The organism is Streptomyces sp. NPDC050759, from assembly GCF_044456945.1.
GTDB lineage: Bacteria > Actinomycetota > Actinomycetes > Streptomycetales > Streptomycetaceae > Streptomyces.
Genome location: NZ_JBITGI010000007.1, coordinates 276,104 through 293,766, shown reverse-complemented (window position 1 = coordinate 293,766; position 17,663 = coordinate 276,104). Strand labels below are relative to the sequence as shown.

At 71.1% G+C, this 17,663-nt stretch carries 12 protein-coding genes; 9 read left to right on the top strand and 3 right to left on the bottom strand.

The window, feature by feature from the left end; genetic code table 11:
* Positions 1 to 80 precede the first annotated feature (80 nt).
* Positions 81 to 1,478 (bottom strand): GntP family permease, encoded by a 1,398-nt coding sequence (locus ACIBJB_RS22720; protein ID WP_398932907.1) that lies wholly within the window; start codon positions 1,476 to 1,478, stop codon positions 81 to 83.
* A 55-nt stretch (positions 1,479 to 1,533) separates the two neighbouring features.
* Positions 1,534 to 2,040, bottom strand: a complete 507-nt coding sequence (locus ACIBJB_RS22715) for a gluconokinase (protein ID WP_398932906.1) — start codon at positions 2,038 to 2,040, stop codon at positions 1,534 to 1,536.
* 157 nt (positions 2,041 to 2,197) lie between these two features.
* On the opposite strand from ACIBJB_RS22715, the gene ACIBJB_RS22710 reads away from it, so the two are divergent.
* Positions 2,198 to 2,899, top strand: a complete 702-nt coding sequence (locus tag ACIBJB_RS22710) for a FadR/GntR family transcriptional regulator (RefSeq protein WP_398932905.1) — start codon at positions 2,198 to 2,200, stop codon at positions 2,897 to 2,899.
* A 1-nt stretch (position 2,900) separates the two neighbouring features.
* On the opposite strand, the gene ACIBJB_RS22705 is transcribed toward ACIBJB_RS22710, so the two are convergent.
* The gene (locus ACIBJB_RS22705; RefSeq protein ID WP_398932904.1) at positions 2,901 to 3,323 is read right to left on the bottom strand and encodes a YchJ family protein; all 423 of its coding nucleotides are present in this window, start codon (positions 3,321 to 3,323) and stop codon (positions 2,901 to 2,903) included.
* Positions 3,324 to 3,690: 367 nt separating this feature from the next.
* Between ACIBJB_RS22705 and ACIBJB_RS22700 the strand changes: the two genes are divergently transcribed.
* The 8 genes from ACIBJB_RS22700 to ACIBJB_RS22665 are packed head-to-tail and all read left to right on the top strand — an operon-like array spanning position 3,691 to position 17,656.
* Positions 3,691 to 5,556 (top strand): phage tail sheath subtilisin-like domain-containing protein, encoded by a 1,866-nt coding sequence (locus ACIBJB_RS22700; RefSeq protein WP_398932902.1) that lies wholly within the window; start codon positions 3,691 to 3,693, stop codon positions 5,554 to 5,556.
* 33 nt (positions 5,557 to 5,589) lie between these two features.
* Entirely contained in the window at positions 5,590 to 6,114 is a 525-nt protein-coding gene (locus tag ACIBJB_RS22695; RefSeq protein WP_057614384.1) for a phage tail protein, read from the top strand.
* Positions 6,115 to 6,146: 32 nt separating this feature from the next.
* Positions 6,147 to 7,115: a hypothetical protein gene (locus ACIBJB_RS22690; protein ID WP_398932901.1), complete on the top strand. Its 969-nt coding sequence runs from the start codon at positions 6,147 to 6,149 to the stop codon at positions 7,113 to 7,115.
* Positions 7,108 to 7,830, top strand: a complete 723-nt coding sequence (locus tag ACIBJB_RS22685) for a hypothetical protein (protein ID WP_398932900.1) — start codon at positions 7,108 to 7,110, stop codon at positions 7,828 to 7,830. Before ACIBJB_RS22690 ends, ACIBJB_RS22685 begins: the two co-directional genes overlap by 8 nt.
* A 33-nt stretch (positions 7,831 to 7,863) precedes the next feature.
* Positions 7,864 to 8,787, top strand: coding sequence for a DUF4255 domain-containing protein (locus ACIBJB_RS22680; RefSeq protein WP_398932899.1), 924 nt, complete (start codon positions 7,864 to 7,866; stop codon positions 8,785 to 8,787).
* A gap of 33 nt (positions 8,788 to 8,820) precedes the next feature.
* Complete coding sequence (locus ACIBJB_RS22675; RefSeq protein WP_398932898.1) at positions 8,821 to 10,845, top strand: ATP-binding protein; 2,025 nt, start codon at positions 8,821 to 8,823, stop codon at positions 10,843 to 10,845.
* Positions 10,836 to 11,132 (top strand): hypothetical protein, encoded by a 297-nt coding sequence (locus ACIBJB_RS22670; RefSeq protein WP_398932897.1) that lies wholly within the window; start codon positions 10,836 to 10,838, stop codon positions 11,130 to 11,132. The genes ACIBJB_RS22675 and ACIBJB_RS22670 overlap by 10 nt, the downstream gene beginning before the upstream one ends.
* Positions 11,129 to 17,656, top strand: coding sequence for a DUF4157 domain-containing protein (locus ACIBJB_RS22665; protein WP_398932896.1), 6,528 nt, complete (start codon positions 11,129 to 11,131; stop codon positions 17,654 to 17,656). The genes ACIBJB_RS22670 and ACIBJB_RS22665 overlap by 4 nt, the downstream gene beginning before the upstream one ends.
* Positions 17,657 to 17,663 lie beyond the last annotated feature (7 nt).

Here is a 17,663-nt window from a genome sequence, read left to right as displayed (position 1 = left end):
GATCAGGCACCGTTGCTTGAAGTCGGCCTGATCCGCCGGACAGGCCCTAGCCGACAGGGGGCGCCGCAGCCGTCGTACGCCTAGATGACCAGCGAGAGCAGCAGGACCAGACCGCCCGCGAACACCGAGATGATCGTCTCCATGATCGACCAGGTCTTGACGGTCTGGCCGACGTCCAGGCCGAAGTACTCCTTGACCAGCCAGAACCCGGCATCGTTGACATGGCTGAAGAAGAGGGAGCCGGCGCCGATGGCGAGGACGAGCAGGGCCGTGTGGGTCGTCGACATGTTCTCGGCCAGCGGGGCGACCAGGCCGGCCGCGGAGACCGTGGCCACGGTCGCGGAGCCGGTCGCGAGGCGGATCGCGACCGCGATCAGCCAGGCGAGGAGCAGGGCCGGGATGGACCAGTCCTCGGAGATCTCCAGGACCATCTGACCCACGCCGGAGTCGATCAGGGTCTGCTTGAAGCCGCCGCCTGCGCCGACGATCAGCAGGATGCCGGCGATGGGCGCGAGGCCCTTCTCGACGAGCGGGGTGAGGCGTTCCTTGCCGAAGCCGGCGGGGCGAAGCAGCGTGAAGATGCCCACGAGCACCGAGGCCAGCAGGGCGATCAACGGCGAGCCGACGACGTCGAAGACGCGCTGCCCGGTGTTGTCGGGGTCGTCGATCACGATGTCGACCAGCGCCTTGGAGAGCATGAGGACGACGGGAAGAAGGATCGTGGCGAGGGTGGCACCGAAGCCCGGGCGCTTCTCCAGGTCCTCCGAGGCACGCTGGGGGATCATCCGGTCGGGCGCGGGGACGTCCACCCAGCGGGCCGCGACCTTCGAGAACAGCGGCCCTGCGACGATCACCGTCGGTATGGCCACCAGCACGCCGAGCGCGAGCGTCACACCGAGGTTGGCCTGCACCGCGTCGATCGCGACCAGGGGGCCGGGGTGCGGCGGGACCAGACCGTGCATCACGGAGAGACCGGCGAGGGCCGGGATGCCGATGCGCATCAGGGAGTAGTTGCCGCGCTTGGCGACCATCAGCACGACCGGGATCAGCAGCACGACGCCGACCTCGAAGAACAGCGGCAGACCGATGACGGAGGCGATCAGAACCATCGCCCACGGCATCGAACGGCCGCCCGCCTTCGCGAGGATCGTGTCGACGATCTGGTCGGCGCCGCCCGAGTCGGCGAGCATCTTGCCGAGGATCGCACCGAGGGCGATGAGCACACCGACGCCGGCGACCGTGGTGCCGAGGCCGGTGGTGAAGCTGGTGATGGCCTTGTCGAGCGGCGCTCCGGCGACCGCGCCGAGCACGAGCGTGCCCAGGGTCAGCGACAGGAAGGCGTGGAGCCTGAACTTGGTGATGAGCACAACGATGACGGCGATGCCCGCCAGTACGGCGATGCCCAGCTGAGCGTGACCGGCCGAGGTGATCGGCTCCGGTGCGTCCGCTGCCAGCATCTCGACGCTGAGTCTGGTCACGGGGTTCCCTTGCAGGTACGGGGGGATGTTCTTCGGAAAAGGATGAGAAGGGGAGTTACGGGAGTTCGGCGAGCGCCTTCGCGGCCCGCCCGGTGATCTCCTCCGGGCTGCCGGACACGTCCACCACGACCCCGGCCTCGTCCTCCTGGAGAGGCTGGAGCGTGGCGAACTGCGAGTCCAGCAGCGCGGTGGGCATGAAGTGCCCCTGCCGGTGCGACATCCGGTCCTCGATGAGGGAGCGGTCGCCCGCCAGGTGCAGGAAGACGACCCCGGGCGCCTCGGCCCGCAGCCGGTCGCGGTACGACCGCTTCAGCGCCGAGCAGCTGACCACCCCGCCGAGCCCCGCCCGCCCGTGCGCCCAGGAGCCGATGGCGTCCAGCCACGGCCACCGGTCCTCGTCGGTGAGCGGGGTGCCGGCCGACATCTTGGCGATGTTGGCCGGCGGATGGAAGTCGTCCCCCTCGGCGTACGGAACGCCGAGCCGGGCCGCGAGCAGGGGACCGACGGTGGTCTTCCCGGTGCCGGCGACACCCATGACCACCACGACCTTCGGGGTACTCATCGCTGCCTCACTGTCTGCGTGTCGTCTTCGACATCAGATGCCGACTCATGCCGACTGATGCACACGCAACTGAAACCGATTAGGTACGACGATTCAAGAGTCTGTGATGAATAAGTCTGACTTTTTCTTGCTGTGACACGCCCCGTACTCTGAGTGCATGAGCACATCGGGCCGGGGGCTGCACGGGCGCGTACTGGAAACCCTCGGCCCCGCCATCACTGCGGGTGAGTACCCGCCGGGCAGCGTTCTGCGCACGGACGAACTCGCTCAGCGCTTCGACGTCTCACGCTCGGTGATGCGCGAGGCGGTCCGCGTCCTGGAGTCGATGCACCTGGTCGAGTCCCGCCGTCGCGTGGGCGTGACGGTCCGCCCCAAGCCCGAGTGGAACGTCTACGACCCCCAAGTCATCCGCTGGCGGCTGGCCGGCGCCGACCGACCGCACCAGCTGCGCTCACTGACCGTGCTGCGCTCGGCGATCGAGCCGGTGGCGGCAGGCCTGGCCGCCAAGCACGCGACCGCCGAGCAGTGCGCCGAACTCACCGAGTGCGCGCTCGGCATGGTCGCCAACTCCAAGGGCCACCGCCTCGAGGGCTACCTCTTCCACGACATCGCCTTCCACCGCGTGATCCTCAACGCCTCCGGAAACGAGATGTTCGCCCGCCTCGGTGACGTGGTCGCCGAGGTCCTCACCGGCCGCACCCGCCACGAGGTCATGTTCGAGGACCCCGACCCGGCCGCCGTGACCCTCCATGTCCGGCTCGCCGAGGCCATCCGCGAGGGCGACGCGACGCGTGCGGAGGAGCTGACCCGCGAGATCGCGGAGGGCGCCCTCCAGGAGCTGGACATCCTCGCGCCGTAGGTCAGTCGAGGAACTCCCCGTCCACGTACACCCAGGCCCCGTCAACGCGCTGGAAACGGCTGCGCTCGTGCAGGGAGCCACCCTTGAACGAGGCGCGGAAGGTCACCGTGCCCGTGCTGTCGAAGGCGGAGCCGTCGGTCGTCGCGAGGATCTCCAGGCCGGTCCAGCGCATTCCGGGATCGAAGTCGACACCGGGCGGCCGGGTCCGCGGGTGCCAAGTACGCAACAGATAGGCCTCGTTGCGCTTCACGAAAGCGCTGTAGCGCGAACGCATCAGCGATTCCGGGGTCGGCGCGGTGGCCGCACCCCGGTGGAATCGGCCACAGCAGGCCTCGTACGTCTCCGCAAGACCGCAAGGGCAGGAGGGCTGGTGAGCGGGCCCGGAAGTGCTACGGGGCCGGAGATGCGAGGTACGTCGGGACATGACCGCCATTCTGCTAGAACATCGGCTGTGCGGGATCTGTGAAGCGCCTGTTGCGACATGTGTACGTCGTGTGCGAGTCACGCGGGACACCCTCCATCGAATCTTCCTGAGGGCTGGCGTGAACCCGCCTTGTACGGCCAACTCCCGACCCCCCACGGTGGGTTGAGCACTTGAGCATCAGGAGTCACAAGCGTGCGTGCTTGACCCGGACGGCCGTCCGTCCCGGGTGCTGACGGGGGAAAACTGATGCGGTTCCGCGGACCGACGCGCCCTCGCGCGCCGGAGACCGCCGCGCGCCGCGACAAACCCTCCCTCTTCCGTCTCTTGGTGCCCGTCGATCGGTGCCCGAGAAGGGATTGGAGGGGGAATGCCGACGAATGCAGTGAGCGCCGCCAGGCCGACGTATCCCGGCGTCCATGTCGAAGAGCTTCCCAGCAGCACCCGCACCATCTCCGCCGTGACCACATCGGTGACCGCGTTCGTGGGGCACACCCGGCGCGGTCCGCTCAACGAGCCCGTACGTGTCACCGGGTTCACCGAGTTCGAGCGCCGCTTCGGGGGCCTGAGCTCGCAGAGCGCCCTCGCCTACGCGGTCCACCAGTTCTTCGGCAACGGCGGCTCCGTCGCCGTCATCGTCCGGGTCGCCAGGTCCGGCAGCGGCAAGGCAGCCTGCGTGGCCCTGGAGTCCACCGAGGGCCACAGCGAGAGCCGCGTCCTCGAAGTACACGCCAAGGAACCCGGCGTGTGGGGCAACGGTCTGCGCGTCGCCGTCGACTACGACACCCCCCGCCCCGACGAGACCTTCAACCTGCGGGTCTACGACGCCAAGGGCGACGCCCGAGAGAGCTTCACCGGTCTGTCCATGGACGAGACGGGAGGCCGGTACGCGCCGACCGTGATCAACGCCGGCTCGCGGCTGATCCACGTCGAGGCCGTCGGCGAGGGCCGCCCCGACCCGTCGGGCACCGTCTCCAAGCCCTTCGGGCACCAACTGCCCGACCTCGCGGTCGACCTGACGGTGAAGATCGGTGACGTCGAGCGGGAGTTCAAGCTCCACGATCCCGACTGCGACGGTGAAGCCCCGTCGTCCGTGGCCGAGTTGGCGCTCCTGCTGGAACGCAAGCTGCGGGCGCTGCCCGACGCGCCCGGCAAGCACGCCTTCGCGGGCGTCGAGGTCACCGCCTTCGGACGGCGGTTGCAGGTCGTCGCCGGGTCCACCGACCCCGACGACGTGGTCCGCTTCCTCGGCGAGTGCGCCAACGACCTGGGCCTGGAGGCCTCCGTCAACCCGCCGGTCTTTCCGCTGGACGGCGGCGAGGACGGGGAGGCGCCGGGTCCGCGCGATCTCATCGGCTCCGAGGCCGACAAGACCGGCATCCAGGCGCTGCGCGGGGTGGCCGACGTCAACCTGCTGGCCCTGCCGGAGCTCGCGGCGTACGAGAACACCGAGGACGCCCTCACGGTCGTCTCGGCGGCCCAGCGGCTCGCCGAGGAGCGGCGCTTCTTCCTGCTGGTCGACGCGCCCAGCACCTGGGTGAGCGTGGACACCGCGCGGGCCGGGCTCGCCGCCTTCGACGCCGTCCGCGGCAACCACGCGGGCCTGTACTTCCCGCACCTCCAGCTCACCGACCCGCTCACCGGGCGGCTGCGGTCCTTCCCGCCCTCCGGCGCGGTCGCGGGCGTCGTCGCGCGCACCGACTCCGAGCGCGGTGTGTGGAAGGCGCCGGCGGGCACGGAGGCGCAGCTCGTCGGAGTGCGCTCGCTCACCGTCGATCTGACGGACCGTGAGACCGGGTTGCTCAACCCGCTCGGCGTCAACTGCCTGCGCACCTTCCCCGTCACCGGCCCGCTGGTGTGGGGCGCGCGCACGCTGGAGGGCTCCGACGCCCTCGACAGCGCGTGGAAGTACGTACCGGTCAGGCGGCTCGCCCTGCATGTCGAGGAGAGTCTCCAACGCGGCCTCCAGTGGGTCGTGTTCGAGCCCAACGACGAGAGCCTGTGGCAGCAGATCCGGCTGTCCGCCTCCTCGTACCTGCACACCCTCTTCCGCCAGGGCGCCTTCAAGGGCAGCACCCCGCGTGAGGCGTACTTCGTCAAGTGCGACAGCGAGACCACCACCGCCGAGGACGTCGAGAACGGCGTCGTCAACGTCCTGGTGGGCATCGCGCCGGTCCGGCCGGCCGAGTTCGTCGTCGTCAAGATCCAGCAGACGTCGGGGCAGTTCGCGCTCTAGCGGCCCTTGAATCAGGAGGACTGAAGGAATCCGATGGCTGAGTTCACGGTCAACGCGCATCGATTCGACCCCTACAAGAACTTCAAGTTCCTTGTCCTGTGGGACGGTCGGACGGTCGCCGGCATCAGCAAGATCAGTCCGCTGAAGCGGACCACCGAGGTCGTCAAGCACCGGCACGGCGGCGACCCCTCCTCCCCGCGCAAGTCGCCGGGCCGCTCCGAGTTCGAGGGCATCACCCTGGAGCGGGGGGTCACCCACGACCCCGAGTTCGACCGCTGGGCGAACAAGGTCTGGCAGGTCGGCGCCGGTCTCGGCTCGGAGGTCTCCCTCGCCGACTTCCGCAAGGACATCGTCGTCCAGGTCCTCAACGAGGCCGGCCAGGTCGCCGTCTCGCACAAGCTCTACCGGACCTGGCCGAGTGAGTACCAGGTCCTCGGCGAGCTGGACGCCAACGCCAACGCGGTGGCCATCCAGTCGCTGAAGCTCGAGTGCGAGGGCTGGGAGAGGGACTACGAGGTGCCCGAGCCGGAGGAGCCGTCGTTCCTCAACCCGGCGTGAACTGACGGAAGGTGCTGGAATCGGGGGCGAAGATGGCGATCACCGGGGCGGCCGCACTGCTGGCCGCCTGGGAGGCGGGACTCGGCGAGCCACCGGTCGGACGGGCCCTGCTGCTGCACCGCACGGCTCGGCCGGACGTCGAGGCGGGGCGGCTGCCGGTACTGCCGGTGGGCGAGCGCGAGGCCGACCTGTTCGCGCTGCGCCGGGCCCTGTTCGGCGAGCGGATGCAGGTACGGCTGGAGTGCGCCGCGTGCGGGACGGACATGGAGTTCGACCTGGACGCGGGGGAGTTGGCGCGGTCGTTGGGCGGGCGGGACGGCTCGGGTGCCGCAGCGGCTGAATCCCCGGGCGGGCGAGGTGGCCCGTCCGCCGGAGCGGTTGGTTCGCTTCGACGGATCGACTCGGTGAGTACGCCCGCTGGTTCACCGAGCGGGCGTGGGGAACCGGAGGTCGATGCGGACGGTGACCTGGGTGCCTTGCGGGCTGGGCGCGACGACTCGCCGCGCGGCCCTGACGCCTCGCCGACCGGACCTGACCTCCTGCCGGCCGGCCGCGATGCCTCCGTCGTCCGGGTCCGACAGGACGGCTGGGACGTGGAGTTCCGGCTTCCCGGCGTGGCCGACCTGACCGCGGCGGCCCGTTCCGGCGACCCGCGTGCGGCGCTGCTCGCCCGGTGCCTGGTCTCGGCGGTGCGTGACGGGACCGCCGTGTCCCACGCCGAACTGCCCGCCGCCGTCCAGCAGAGGATTGCCGAGGCGGTCGAGGCGGCCGACCCGGGCGCCGATCTGACGCTCGACGTGGCCTGCCCGGACTGCGGGCGGGCCACCCGGGCCGAACTCGACATCGCCTCCTACCTGTGGACCGAACTGGACTCCTGGGCCCGCGACGTGCTGCTTGACGTCCATCTGCTCGCCACCGCCTACGGCTGGAGCGAGCCGGAGATCCTGGCGCTCAGCCCCACGCGGCGCCGCTACTACCTGGAGCTGTGCGCGGATGTCTGACTCCCCGGCCCCCGAGGGGCCCGACTTTCTCGACCGGCTGATCGCCCGGCACACGGCACCGGGGCCGACGGCGGTACGGGTGCGGCCCCGGCTGCCCGGCCCCTTCGAGCGGATCGAGGCGGTCCGGGCCGCCACGCCGGGTCCCGACGAGGACACGCTGCTGTGGCCCTCGGCCACTCCGTCGGCCGCACCGCCGGCGCAGGCGCCCCGCCCGGCCACCGGACCGACGCGCACGCACACCGAACGGGAGCGGACCGTCGTACGGGAGGAGCGGGCGCCCGAGCAGCCGGCGTCGCGTCCCTCGGAGCAGGCGGCCCGCACCGAGGTGCCGCTGCTGCGGCCCGCCGCCCCCGTGGCGCCGGGGCCGCGGCCGCTGCCCGATGTCGTACGGCGCGCGCCGGGGCGTGGGCGGGAGGAGCCGTCACGGACCGCGGTGGCCGGGACCGCCCAGCGGGGTACGGACACCGCGCCCGTCGTCGTGGCTCCGGCACCGCGGCCCGATGCCGCCGACACGACGGCGGCTCGGGACGCCGTACGGCAGGCCGCGGCACGGCGTCCGGGCCGGGCCGCCGAGCAGGTCGTCCAGGTGCAGATCGGACGGCTCGAGGTGACCGCGGCATCCGGAGCGCCGGGGGACGGTTCCCGCAGGTCCGCGGGGTCGCGACCCGGAGCGACCGTGAGCCTGGCCGACTACCTGGCACGGGGGCGTGAGTGAGCGGCACGACGAGAGAAGCGAGGAACTGACGTCATGAGCAACGCCCTGGCCATCGCCCATGTCACCCAGGCCCTCGCCCTGTTGATCGAGAACAACGTGGGCCCGGAGTTCGGCGAGGCCGTCAAGGTCGAGCCCCGCAAGCCGCCGGCCGATCCGCAGCTGGAGCAGCCCACCATCTCCGTGTTCCTCTACCAGGTCACGCCCAACACCTCGCAGCGCAACAACGACCTGCCGACCCGCGCGGCCGACGGCACGCTGGTCAAGCGGCCCGCCGCCGCGCTCGACCTGCACTATGTGATCAGCGCGTACGGCGAGGAGACCGAGCTGGTGGGGCAGCGGTTGCTCGGCTCGGTGATCCGCACCCTGCACGAGATACCGATCCTCCCGAAGGACGTCATCGAACAGGCCGCCGAGCGGCCCTACTTGAACGGCAGCGACCTCGCCGAGGCGGCGCAGCGGGTGCGGTTCACGCCGACGGTGATGGACATCGACGAGACCTCCAAGCTCTGGGGGATGCTCTACCAGACCCCCTACGCCCTGTCGGTGGTCTACCAGGCGGCCCTCGTCTTCATCGACGGCCGGGAGAGCCCCGTGCCGGGCAGGCCGGTCGAGCGGCCCGAGGTGCGGGTGCTGCCGTTCGGGGCACCTGGGGCGCCGGTCCCTCCGGGGCCGGTCGACGGCGGGGCGGCTGGGACCGCGGTGCCGGAATCGGGACCCTCCGGCGGGGAGCCTGCCGTGGACGCCGCCGTGTCTCCGGCCAAAGCCGTGTCCCCGGCCAAGGCCGTGGCGAAGGCGCCTGCCAGGACCGCGGCCAAGGCGCCGACCCGGGTGCGGAAGCCCGCACAGCCGGCCAAGCCCGCGAAGACCGCAGGCACGACCGCCGCGAAGAAGACGACCCGGAGCAGGGGCGGCGGCTCCGGCGCGCCGAGGGGCGACGGCGAGAGCACGGAGAGCTGAGACCACATGGGAGCGACGGGGGTGGGTGAGGACATGGGGACACAGGGAACGCACGGAACGATCGGCGGCGGCGGTGCGCGCGACGGCGGCTCGACGCTGACCGGTGAGATCCGGCGCGTCCTCGCGTGCGTCGACGCCCACGCGGCACGCGCGGACGCGGCGCGTGGCGGAGAGACGGGGGCCCCTGCCTCCGGATCCACGGGTGCCCATGCCTCTGGATCCAATGGTGCTCCTGACCCCGCATCCACGGGAGCCCCCGCCCTCCTCGCCCCCGGCACCGCCCCCCTCGACGCCCTCGTGGCCTGCTTCGGGCTCACCGCCTTCGAGCGGGACCTCGTAGTGCTCACCGCCGCCCAGGAGTTGGAGCCCACGGCCGGCGCGCGCTGTGCCGCCGCCTGTGGTGATCCCGAGCGGGCCCACCCCACCTTCTCCCTCGCGCTGGCCGCGCTCGCGGACCCGCACTGGAGCGCGCTGACGCCGGTGGCCCCGCTGAGGCGCTGGCGAATCGTCGAGCCGGACGACGCCTCCGGGCTGACGACGTCCCGGCTGCGGCTGGACGAACGCGTCCTGCACTTCCTGCTGGGCTCGCCCTACCTGGACGCCCGGCTGCACGGCCAGCTGCGCCGCACTCCGGTGCCGGAGGCGTTGCCGCCGTCGTACGACCTGGCCGCGAGCCGGCTCGCCGAGGGCTGGACGAACGGGACGCTGGTGGAGGTGACCGGCGGTGACCTGCGCAGCCGGGCCGACATGGCCGCCGCCGCTGCCGCCCGCTCGGGGCTCGGGCTCTACTCGATGAGTGCCGAGGACGTCCCGACCGACCCCGTCGAGCGCGACCGGCTCTCGCGGCTGTGGCAGCGCGAGGCGATCCTGCTGCCCGCCGCGCTGCTCGTCGAGGCGGGCGAACTGGACCGCGACCAGCGGGCGTCGACGGAGGCGTTCCTGGCCGGGGCGGCCGTACCGGTGGTGGTGTCGAGCGAGGACCCGCTGCGCTCGGAGCGGTCGTACGCGGCCCGGGTGGCCGTGCCGCGGCTGGACGACGAGGAGCAGTTCGCGCTCTGGGGCGACGCGTTCGACGAGGTCGCCGAGCTCGCCGACGGTGAACTGCGTTCGTTGGTCGCCCAGTTCCAGCTGCCGCCGCACGTCGTACGCTCGGCCGCCGCGAGCGTACGGCGCCGCCTCCCGCACGAGGACGAGCTCGACGCCGCCCAGCTCGCCTGGCGGGCCGGCCTCGACGAGGCCCGGATCGGCATGGACGAGCTGGGCCGTCGTATCGAACCGCAGGCCGGCTGGGACGACCTCGTGCTGCACGAGCGGCAGACGAGTGTGCTGCGCGAGATCGTCGCGCATGTGCGGCAGCGGGCAACCGTCCACCAGGAATGGGGCTTTGGGGCGACCCTGCGCCGCGGCCTCGGCGTCACCGCCATGTTCGCCGGCGGCTCCGGCACCGGAAAGACGCTCGCCGCCGAGGTGATGGCGAAGGAACTCGGCCTCGACCTGTTCGTCATCGACCTCTCCCAGGTGGTCAGCAAGTACATCGGCGAGACGGAGAAGAACCTGCGCCGCGTCTTCGACGCCGCCGAACGCGGCGGCGCGCTCCTCCTGTTCGACGAGGCCGACGCCCTGTTCGGCAAGCGCAGCGAGGTCAAGGACAGTCACGACCGGTACGCCAACCTCGAGGTCAGCTACCTGCTGATGCGGATGGAGGCCTACCGCGGCCTCGCGATCCTCACCACCAACATGAAGAAGGCCCTCGACACCGCCTTCCTGCGCCGCATCCGCTTCGTCGTCGACTTCCCGTTCCCCGCCGAACACGAACGGGCCGAGATCTGGCGCCGGGTGCTGCCGCCGCAGGCCCCGATGAAGGGCATCGACCCCGCGCTGCTGGCCCAACTCACCGTGGCGGGCGGCTCGATCCGCAACATCGCGCTGTCCGGGGCCTTCCTCGCCGCGGAGGAGGGCGACCGGCTGCAGATGCGGCACATGCTCGCCGCCGCCCGTACCGAGTACCTGAAGCTGGAGCGCTCGCTCACTCCGGGGGAGGTTCGCGGATGGGTGTGAGTCCTTCCCGGGACCGGGAACCTTCGCAGATCCGCGTCGAGATCGGGGAGTTGGTTCTGGACGGCTTCCGGGCCGACCCGGAACGGGTCTCGGCCGCCTTCGAGCAGGAACTGACACGTCTGGTACGGCAGCACGGAGTGCCGTTGGCCGCGGCCGGACCCCTCGCCGTCGCCGCCCTCTCCGGCCTGCCCCCGCTGCCCGCCGGACTCTCGGCCCGACGCCTCGGGCAGGAGCTGGCCCGCGCCGTGCACGAAGGGCTCAGCGGGCACGGGGAGGTGAGCCGGTGAGCTCCCCGACCCAGGACGCGCGCGCGGAGCAGACCGCCGAGCAGCGCCGCCGTAAGCGCAAGGAACGGGCCGCCAAGTCCCGTACTCCCGAGCCTAAGAACATCGTCAGCGGCGCCGGCCAGCCCCTCGACCCGGGCGTCCGACGGGAGTTGGAGGAGCAGCTCGGCCACGACCTGAGCCGGGTCCGGCTGCACACCGGCCGCGACGCCGGACAGTTGACGCAGCTCCTCGGCGCGGACGCCGTCGCCGTCGGCCAGGACGTCTTCTTCCGCGAGGGCGCCTTCAAGCCCGGCACGGACGAGGGCCGCCGTCTTCTCGCCCACGAACTCCTGCACACCGTCCAGAACCCGACCGGCCTGGGCGCACTGCGAGCCGGTCGTGACCTCGGCGCGGTGAGCCTGCCGCAGCAGGCGATCGAGCGGGAGGCGGAGTCGGCGGCCCAGGCGCTCGTGCGGGCCGGGGAGACGGAGGCGGGCGTCCCGGGGGCCGGCGGCGAGGTCGCGGCCGCGGTGGAGGAAGGGCAGGCGACACCGGGCTGGCTGCGCTATGCCACCGTCGACGCCGAACGGATGCGGGCCGAGGCCATCGACCCCGCGGCCCTCGTGGACCGGCTCGCCGGTGGCGTGCTGCGCTCCCTGCGCGGCGACCCCACCGACGCCTCCGGTCGGGTGCGGCTCCAACTCGCCCAGATGTCCGACCAGTTGGCGGACTCGGTCATCGAACGGCTGGAAGCACGGCTGCTCACCCCGGAGTACGAGCGCCTCCTGGACCTCGCCGAACAGGCCGACGCGCCCGGCCCGTCGGAGCTGCGGCCGGCCGACGTACCGCTGCCCGAGCCCGACCTCTTCGACGCACTCGGTGTCGAACGCGTCCAGTGGAAGAAGAAGCAGGAGTCCGGCCACGGCGCCAAGGACAAACGTGCCGCCGACGCCCGCGAGGAACAGCAGGACGCCCGGGCCCGCGACGAGAAGAGCGGCGACCGCAGCCGGGCGCGCGCGGACCTGGCCACCGAGGACCAGGAGGCCGCCCGGCGCAAGGAGCAGGAGGACGAACGCAACGCCTCCCGGCAGCGGTCGGAGCAGGAGCAGCAGCAGGAGGACGAGAGGGCCGCCGCCGACCGTGAGCGCACCGACGAGGCCGCCGACGAGCGTGCCCAGGGGCAGCAGGAGGGCGTGGAGGAGGCCAAGGAGTCGCGCAAGGAACAGCGCGAACGCGAGGAGGCCGACCCCGAGCAGGCCAACGCGCCCGGTTCCGACAAGCGCAGGCGCAAGGACGCCCAGACCCAGCCGGCCGCCGGAGCCAGACGGGAGGAACTGGACCCGAAGCAGAAGGGCCAGCCCGGTCCCGTACGGCCGGAGAAGGTGGACGAGCGGGCGGAGCAGCCCGATTCGGCGCTGTCCGAGCACGGGCTGAACGAGAAGGACGAGGACGAGCGCGACCCCCGCGAGGAGGAGCAGCCACTCGGCCTCGAAGCGGGCGCCGATCGCGAGGTCGCGGGCGGCGAGGAGGAGGCCGCGCACGCGCCCGGCGCCGAGCCCGAGCCCGCCATCAAGCCCGAGGACCACCTGCCCGAGACCGACCTCGACCTGTCCGCCGTACCGACCGCGGACCAGGTTCAGCCGGGCGCCGCCGAGCCGTCGCCGCCCTCCTTTCCGACTCCGCCGCCGACGAAGGCGGAGAGGATCGAGCAGGAGCGGGAGAAGAGGGACGGGGAGGCGGACGAGGAAGCCGCCGGGCCTGAACCGAAGGCTCCCGGTCAGGACGAGGGCCCTGTCGAGGGCGAGGCGCCGCCGCCGGAGAACGGACCGGCCGCCCAGGCCCAGGACCGCGGTACCAAGGACCTCCAGGAGACCGAGAAACCGCTCGACCAGGAGGTCGGCCCGGACCCCGCCACCGAGGACAAGGAGCGGTCCGAGCCGGAGGCCGAGAAGCCCGACGCCGAGCAGCAGCAGGAGAAGGAACAGAACAAGGACGCCGATTCCGACTCCGACGACTCCGGCGACGCCGGGGCCGAGGAGCGGCCCGACGCCAGGGACGCGCAGGACGAGAAGAGCGAGCGGCAGGAGCGTACGAGGGCTCAGGCGCGGTCCGTGCCGGGCCCGGTGGCGACCGGGGCGGGCCCGTCCCCGGCCGCGGTCACCACGAGCATGGTGACGGCGGCCGCCGTGTCGCGGCCCGCCGGCGCCCAGACCCCCAGGACCCCCGTCGAGGACCGCGAGCCCTCGCCCGCCGCCCGGCGCGGGGCCGAACCGCCCAAGCCCGAGCGCGAAGCGCCCCAGGCCAAGAGCCGCATCCCCAAGGAAAGTGGGCCCGGCGCCGCGCCGCGCGGAGCGGTGGGCGCCGCCGAGAAGAGCGGGCCGACCACCGCGGCCGGTCCCGGTGCCGCGCCGTCCGTCGCGCAGGCGGCGGTGAGCCCGGCCGCCGAGCAGGCCGGGTCGCCCGGCCAGAACACGGAGAGCGGTACCCCGCAGCCCGAGGCGTCCCTGGAGAAGGACGGCGGCGGCTGCGCGCCGCCCGAGCCCGCCGCGGAGAAGGACGACGGCGGCAAGGGCGGTTGCGGGGGCGGCGGGGCGGCAGCACCCGAGGAGAAGGAGCAGGAGCCGCCGGACGTCTCGGGCCAGGACCCCAAGGCGGCCGTACGGACCGTGGGCAAACTGGCGCCCGACCAGGCGGCCGCCGCCATGCCCGGCGTCGACAGGGCCGCGGACAAGAAGGTCGGCGAGGAGCAGCAGCGGCTCGCCGCCGAGCCGCCCACACGGGAACGCCCTTCGGGGGCACCGCAGACGCGTTCGGCGCCGCCCGAGGCCGCCCCCGCGGCGGCCCAGGTCACCGGCAGGGTGGAGAAGCTCGGCCCCAAGGACCAGGGCGAGAAGCAGAAGGCCAAGGGCAGCGACAAGGCCGAGGGCAAGAAGCCCACCGACGACGTGCCTCCGCCGCCGCCCCCGGCCGTGCCGGACAAGGGGCTCAGCGAGGCCGAGGCCTCCAGTGTCGAGGCCGCTGCCGACGCCGTCCCGACCACCGACCCCGAACTGCGGAACAAGACGGTCGGCCCCGCCCCCAAGATCCGGCTGGAGGGCGCCAGCGACCCCACGCGCACCGACGACCAGGCCAGGGCGCTCAAGGACAAGCAGTCCGACATCCAGCGCACCGGCCGTGACGACGCGGCCAAGCCCATGGGTGAGGACCAGATCTTCCCCGACGCGCCGCAGGAACAGCTCACCGGCAAGGCGTCAGGCGGCGCCGGCAAGCGCGGCAAGGGCGGCGCGCTCAAGGCCGCCTCCAAGCCCAAGGACGGCGTCGGAGCCGTCGCCAAGCAGGAGAAGGGCTCCGAGATCCAGGGCGCCGCGGGTCAGGCGCAGGGTGATCTCGGCACCAAGGAGCAGGAGCACCAGCAGGGCGAGCAGCGGGCCAAGCAGGAGAAGCAGGCCGAGATCGACCGTGAGGTCGCCCAGAACACCGAGAAGCAGACCGCCGAACGCGGCCGGGTCGCCCGGGAGACGCAGAAGCAGCGCGAGGACTGGCGGGCCGAGCAGGACAAGAAGACCGAGGACGCGGACAAGCAGTCCGAGGAAGAGCACACCACCAAGAACAAGGAGATCGTCAAGGCGCGCGACGACAAGGACAAGGAAGTCGCCGAGCGCAAGGACAAGGACAACGCGCAGATCGACACCGAGCGCGAGAACGCCGAGAAGGAGGCCGAGAAGAAGAAGGAGGAGGAGAAACCCTCCGGCGGCTTCTTCGGCTGGGTCGCCGACAAGGTGGGCGACTTCTTCAAGGGCCTGCTCGAAGCGGTCACCAAGGTCTTCGAGGCCGCTCGCGCCCTCGTCAACGGCATCATCGACAAGTTCAAGGAGTGGGCCAACGCGGCGATCGACTTCGTCCGCGACCTGGCCATCACGGCGATCAACGCGCTCGCCGACGCCCTGATCGCGATCGGTGACGTACTGCTCGCGGCCTTCCCCGAACTCCGAGACAGGTTCCGCAAGGCGATCGAGGGCCTGCGGGACGCGGCCATCGCCACGGTCAACCGGCTGGCGGACGGCTTGAAGAAGGCCGTCAACACGCTGCTCGACGCCCTCGCGGCGGGCCTGAACACGTTGCTGGACGTCCTGGAAGCCGGGCTCAAGGGGGTCATCAAGGCTTTCCAGGCCGTCATCGAGGGGGCGATCAAGTTCGCCCAGGCGGCGATCGAGGCGCTGGGCAAGTTCGCGGCCCTGGTGGCGGACATCGCCCCCGACCCGGGCGGCTGGATCTCGAAAGCGGGCTCGTCCGCGAAGACGGGCATCACGGACCACCTGTGGGGCGCCATCAAGGTGGGCGTGAAGCGGTGGTTCGACACCAAGGTGGAGGGCATCCTCGGTCTCGGCAAGGCCGTCATCGACGTCCTGGTCAAGGGCTGTGTCTCGATCAAGCAGATAGGCAAGATGGCGTGGGACGCCATCATCGCGTCCCTCCCGATGATGATCGCGTCCCTGGTCATAGAGAAGGTCGTCTCGATGATCGTCCCGGCCGCCGGGGCGATCCTGACCATCGTCCAGGGCTTGATGGCGGCCTGGCAGAGCATCAGCTCCATCCTGTCGGCCTTCTCGAAGTTCTGGGCGTACCTGAAGGCGGTCAAGGCGGGCCCGGCCGCATGCCTCTTCGCCGAGGCAGTCGCCGCCGGCGTCGTCGCCCTCCTCGACTTCATCGCCAACTTCCTGATGATCCGCCTGTCCTCGGCGACCAAGGGCGTGGGCAAACGGCTCAAGGCGATGTCCCAGAAGATCATGGACGGCCTGAAGAAGACGGGTAAGGGAGCGCGGTCGGCGGCGGGATCGGCGGTCAACCGGGCGCGGGGGGCGTTGCGGGACGCCAAGCAGAGGGTGTCAGAGCCGGCGGTGGCGCCGAGGCCGAAGGGTGCCCCGTCCCCGGGCCCGAAGGCTCCGGTGAAGCCGAAGGACACCCCTACCCCGAAGGGGCCTGCGAAGCCGGACCCGAAGGCGGCGGCGAAGCCCAAGGACGCGCCGGCGGAGCGACCGGGCCGGGACAGGAACCCGGAGCGGGACCCGACGAAGAAGCGGACACCCGACCAGGACGAGGGTCCCGTGAAGGACCGGGTGCCCGACAAGGACCAGGCTCCCGCCAAGGCACAGGAGCAGACCCCGCCCAAGGGCAAGGCGTCCGACACGGCCCCCAAGAAGAAGAAGGAGATCGAGGGGCCCAAGCCGACCAAGCCCAAGAAGCCCAAGTCACCCGTCGGCAAAGTCCTCGCGAAGGCCAAGGGAGCAGTCAAGTCCGCGGTCAAGAAGGTCGCCAACGCGGCCAGGACGCTCGGCAGGAAGCTGAAGAAATCGAAGGTCGGAAAGGCCTTGAAGAACAGCGCGGCGAAACTCCGTGACTTCTTGAGGAAGAAGAAGGACCGGCTGCGCGACGACAAGAGGCGTCAGCACGAGCAGAAGAGGCAGCACCAGAACCGGCGGCAGAAGGAGGAGAAGTCGCAGGACTCGAAGCAGGAGCGACTCAACCGCATCATTCCGCGCGTGCGCCGGAACCTCGTCGCACGCCTCGCTCGGGGAATACCCGAGCGGGTCCTCGGCGCCACCCTCGACGGACTCCGCCGCCATTACCGTCTCACCAACCTGACGGCGAGCGGTGATCCGGTGGTGGACTTCGACGCCAAACTCAATCCCGAGCGAGACCTTGGAGCCGACGGATTCCGCGTGCAGCCGGCGGAAAAGGAAGCGCAGCCCACGGACATGGAGCGTCCGGAGTCGACCGATCAGGCCCTGGAGGAGTCGGAGGAGCAGTCCCAGGGCGGCAAACAGCAGCCCAAGGAAGCCGCGAAGTCGACCGGGACCTCCAAGCAAGGTGCCGTGGTCTACGACAAGAACAGGACCGAGAAGGAGGAAGAAGAGGACAAGAACCCGCCTCCTTACTCCCGTATGCGGGTGTACGCCAAGCGACCCACCGGCGGTTGGCACATCGGGCAGGTCGAAAGCGTGGCAAAGGAGACGTTCCGCTTCTACGGTCATGGCAAGGATGGTCCTGCCGAATTCGACGTGAGGATCAAAAGCAAGGCCGTCTGGAGCAAGATCTCCAACCCTGGGAATTTCAAGTACGGCAGGAGCTTCGAGCAGATCAGGAACGCCGACCCCTGGTCCCAGTACGACCCGGACGCACGTCAGTCGCTCAACTACCGAAATGCCTACCGGTTCACGAATCAGGGAGGCCGGAAGTGGAACTGGCATCACATCCACGAGCAGGTGGCAAACGGGCCGAACTCGGTCAATAACCTGGCGCGGTCCAGGGATTACGCAAACCAGGAATTCAATGTGTGGATGGCCAGGAAACAACCGGCAAAGTTGGCCCCGGACGGAACCTTCCTGCCCGATACGGGCAACAAATCGGTTCGCAAGTACCTTGAGGGGATCGGCGCTTCTGCGGAGACGCACCGGAGGTGGGGACTCACCTGCATCCGTGATCTCGGGTACCGGATAGAACAGATCGACAAGGGACGCGGGCTTTACCAGCAGATCAGAAAGTAGTCGGGTC